Genomic DNA, 3,046 nt, shown 5'->3' on the forward strand with positions numbered 1-3,046 from the left:
AATTTAATGCGAATGGAAAATGAAAAAAGATAGAAATTTTTTAGTAATAAGATTATCAGCATTAACTCTAATCATACTTTGTTTAATAGTTGGTTTTGGTATGTCTGCAAGCCGTCATTCAGAAGGCCCTTCAAGGGAGTTTTTTAGAAGCCTCTTTGATTTGTTTGAAACCTATGGACGCGCTTCCATCGTAATAATTGGTTCTTTTTTTACTTTGCGCTATATCAAATCTAAGAAAAAGTCATTGTCTGGATTCCGCACACTAAGCCTTATCAGTTTTTCATTGGTTGTTTTCATTGCCCTTATGATTTTGCCCGTTGCTACTAATTTTTGGTCATTGACACTCGCTCTAATGCCCTTCCCATGGTCTACGATGCCGTTTCAGATTTATTCTACAGGACAATTTTGGGGAAAGAGTTTTGAGCATCCATTTGGAATAGATGGTCCAATAATACTTTTCACTTTTTATCTTGTTTTTCAATTCATAGTTTTCGTGGGGACTCTTTTTTTAGGAAGGCGTTGGCAGTGCAGTATGATTTGTCTGTTTAATGGTTGTCATGCTGAATCAATGGGAGAGGCGCTGCCATTTATTCCTCACAATAAAAAAAAGCCCTATTCGAAAATTGTAAAGCCATCGATTAAAAGAGTGCTTATAGTGATTCAATGGGTAATGTTAATGACAAATCTTTTATTAATATCTTTGTGGGCAATTTACTCATACAATAGGATGCTCTTTGTCCCGCCTAAGACGATGAACATTATCGAGGGAATGAAATATTTGATCTTTGAATTGATTCTGATGATGTTATTGTGGATTTTCATAGGGGGGAGAGGATATTGCTACTATTGTCCTGCCGGCTTATTACTTGGCATAATAGGGCGTGTCATAGGACAAAAAATTTTGACAAACTTGAGTCATTGTACAGGTTGTGGTTTGTGTAATGATTCCTGCAAGATGTCGGTAGATGTATTAAGAGCGGTCAAGGAGAAAAAACCTCTAAAAAGTGTAAATTGTACTGGTTGTGGGATCTGTATTGATAATTGTCCTTCTAAAAATTTGAAATATTCAACAACACTTCTCGCTTTTTTGGAAAAGGCACGATATTGGAAAAAGGAAAAACAGTTTTGAAAAAAGAAATGGAGCTGACGGGGATCGAACCCGTGACCTCATGACTGCCAGTCATGCGCGCTCCCAACTGCGCCACAGCCCCAAACTTTTATCCATTTTATGAATCAAAGGACTCAATGTCAATGACTTATCTTTCTTATTTGAAACTTCTGAAAATTTTGTTTCGAATTTTTTATAATTTAGTTTATTCTCAGGCAATCATAAGATTAAATCAATGGGCAAAGCACAACTTTTTAGATAGGGAATTAACGGCAAATGATATGAAATAAAAAAGCAGTAAGTCTATATAGTTGTCATATCTGATTGACATATAAGATACAGCAGGTTAAATTTTCTCCCGTTTTTTGATGAAAGGAGGTCTTTTATGAGGACAGATGAGGATGTCAAAAAAGATATAATGCAGATCAAAAATCTCTTCAACCGTCTTAGGGTTATGAAAGAAAGAGAGATTGTTATGACTCGCCTTGGAAAAATGATTAATCCGGGGGAGATAAGGGAGATGAATGAACTTGCCTCAAACATTGAAGCAATAATAAGAAGAAACACTTCTATTGTAAATTTCAGGACTAGAAAGCTTTTCGAAGCTGAAAAATATAACTATGAAATGACAGTTAAAAGCTGGGAAAATCGTAAAAAGATGGCTTTGGCGGCTTTAGAGAGAAATTTGAAAGAGAAAGATAAAGAGACAAAATGAAAATTAAATATAGAAAAATAAAAAAAGGGCTTAATTCAATTTCAGGTGTCAAGGCCCTTGGTGTCTCATCAGGGATTAAGGGCAATAACAGATTAGACCTTGCAATGATATTTTTTGATGAACCTTTTATGGCAGAAGCTGTTTTTACGAAAAATAAAATAAAAGCCGCTCCTGTTAAGGTGGCAAAGGCAAAAGTTTCAAAGGGGTTGAAAAAAATAATTTTGATAAACAGCGGTAACGCCAATGCCTGTACAGGTGAGGAAGGAATCAAAAGAGTCAATGAAATTGAAAAATATGCGGCTGAAAAATTTGGTGTCTCGCAATCTGCTGTCATATCTTCTTCTACAGGCATAATTGGTGTCCAGATTCCGATTGATAAAATTAGGAAAGGGATAGACAGCTTGTTTCAGAGAGCTGCAAAGAAAGAATTTTTTGGGGCAGCAGAGGCAATAATGACAACTGATACATTCCCGAAAGAATTTGGGGTTGAAGTATTTATCAACGGGAAAAAAAAGTTTTCTATTGCAGGAATGGCAAAAGGCGCTGGAATGATAGCACCTGATATGGCAACGATGCTTTCTTTTATTGCCACAGACCTTCCCCTTGAAAGACAGTTTCTAAAAAGGACTCTGAGAGATACAGTTGATAAGACATTCAATTGTATTACTATCGATGGAGATATGAGCACAAATGATTCAGTCTTCTGTTTTGCTCCACCTCTTGAAAGAGGCAAAAAACCTCAAAAATATATTTTAGATGCTTTTAAAAGATCTCTTTCAATTTGTATGGACGAGCTAGCCAAGAAGATAGTTGAAGATGGTGAAGGCTCAACGAAGTTCGTTGAAATTAAGATAGAAGGCGCAAAGAGCACCAAAGATGCCAAGACTGTGGCATCTAAGATTGCAAATTCATTGCTTTTCAAATGCGCTCTTTTTGGCAAAGACCCGAATTGGGGAAGGATAGCGGCATCAGCCGGTGCTTCAGGAGCGGAAATTTACGAAGAGAAGATCGATATCTATTTTGGCAAGATGAAAGCAGTTTCATCTGGAAAATTTAAAGAAGAATATAGAAAAAAACTGATTGATTATTTTAAGAGAAAGAATATGGAGATAACTGTTGACTTGAATATTGGCAATGGTTCAGCAAAAGTCTATACCTGTGACCTTTCCTTTGATTATGTGAAAATAAATTCAGAGTACAATTAGTATTCAATTATATTTATC

Annotated in this window: 3 protein-coding genes and 1 tRNA gene; 3 read left to right on the top strand and 1 reads right to left on the bottom strand. The window is 35.9% G+C overall.

Features of this window, described 5'->3' with window-relative positions:
- Positions 1-19 precede the first annotated feature (19 nt).
- Positions 20-1,129, top strand: coding sequence for a 4Fe-4S dicluster domain-containing protein (locus tag D6734_10995; GenBank protein ID RMF93006.1), 1,110 nt, complete (start codon positions 20-22; stop codon positions 1,127-1,129).
- Positions 1,130-1,138: 9 nt separating this feature from the next.
- Here the strand turns inward: D6734_10995 and D6734_11000 are convergent.
- Positions 1,139-1,211 (bottom strand) — tRNA-Ala (locus D6734_11000).
- Positions 1,212-1,493: 282 nt separating this feature from the next.
- On the opposite strand from D6734_11000, the gene D6734_11005 reads away from it, so the two are divergent.
- Together D6734_11005 and argJ are read left to right on the top strand one after the other, a co-directional pair.
- A complete protein-coding gene (locus D6734_11005; protein ID RMF93007.1) occupies positions 1,494-1,823 on the top strand; it encodes a hypothetical protein in 330 nt (109 codons plus the stop codon).
- Positions 1,820-3,028, top strand: coding sequence for a bifunctional glutamate N-acetyltransferase/amino-acid acetyltransferase ArgJ (gene argJ, locus D6734_11010; GenBank protein ID RMF93008.1), 1,209 nt, complete (start codon positions 1,820-1,822; stop codon positions 3,026-3,028). Before D6734_11005 ends, argJ begins: the two co-directional genes overlap by 4 nt.
- Positions 3,029-3,046 lie beyond the last annotated feature (18 nt).

It is taken from the genome of Candidatus Schekmanbacteria bacterium (assembly GCA_003695725.1).
GTDB lineage: Bacteria > Schekmanbacteria > GWA2-38-11 > GWA2-38-11 > J061 > J061.

Coding starts and splice junctions, on each gene's coding strand:
- argJ (RMF93008.1), top strand. CDS start 1,820: ATGAAAATTAAATATAGAAAAATAAAAAAAGGGCTTAATTCAATTTCA.
- D6734_11005 (RMF93007.1), top strand. CDS start 1,494: ATGAGGACAGATGAGGATGTCAAAAAAGATATAATGCAGATCAAAAAT.
- D6734_10995 (RMF93006.1), top strand. CDS start 20: ATGAAAAAAGATAGAAATTTTTTAGTAATAAGATTATCAGCATTAACT.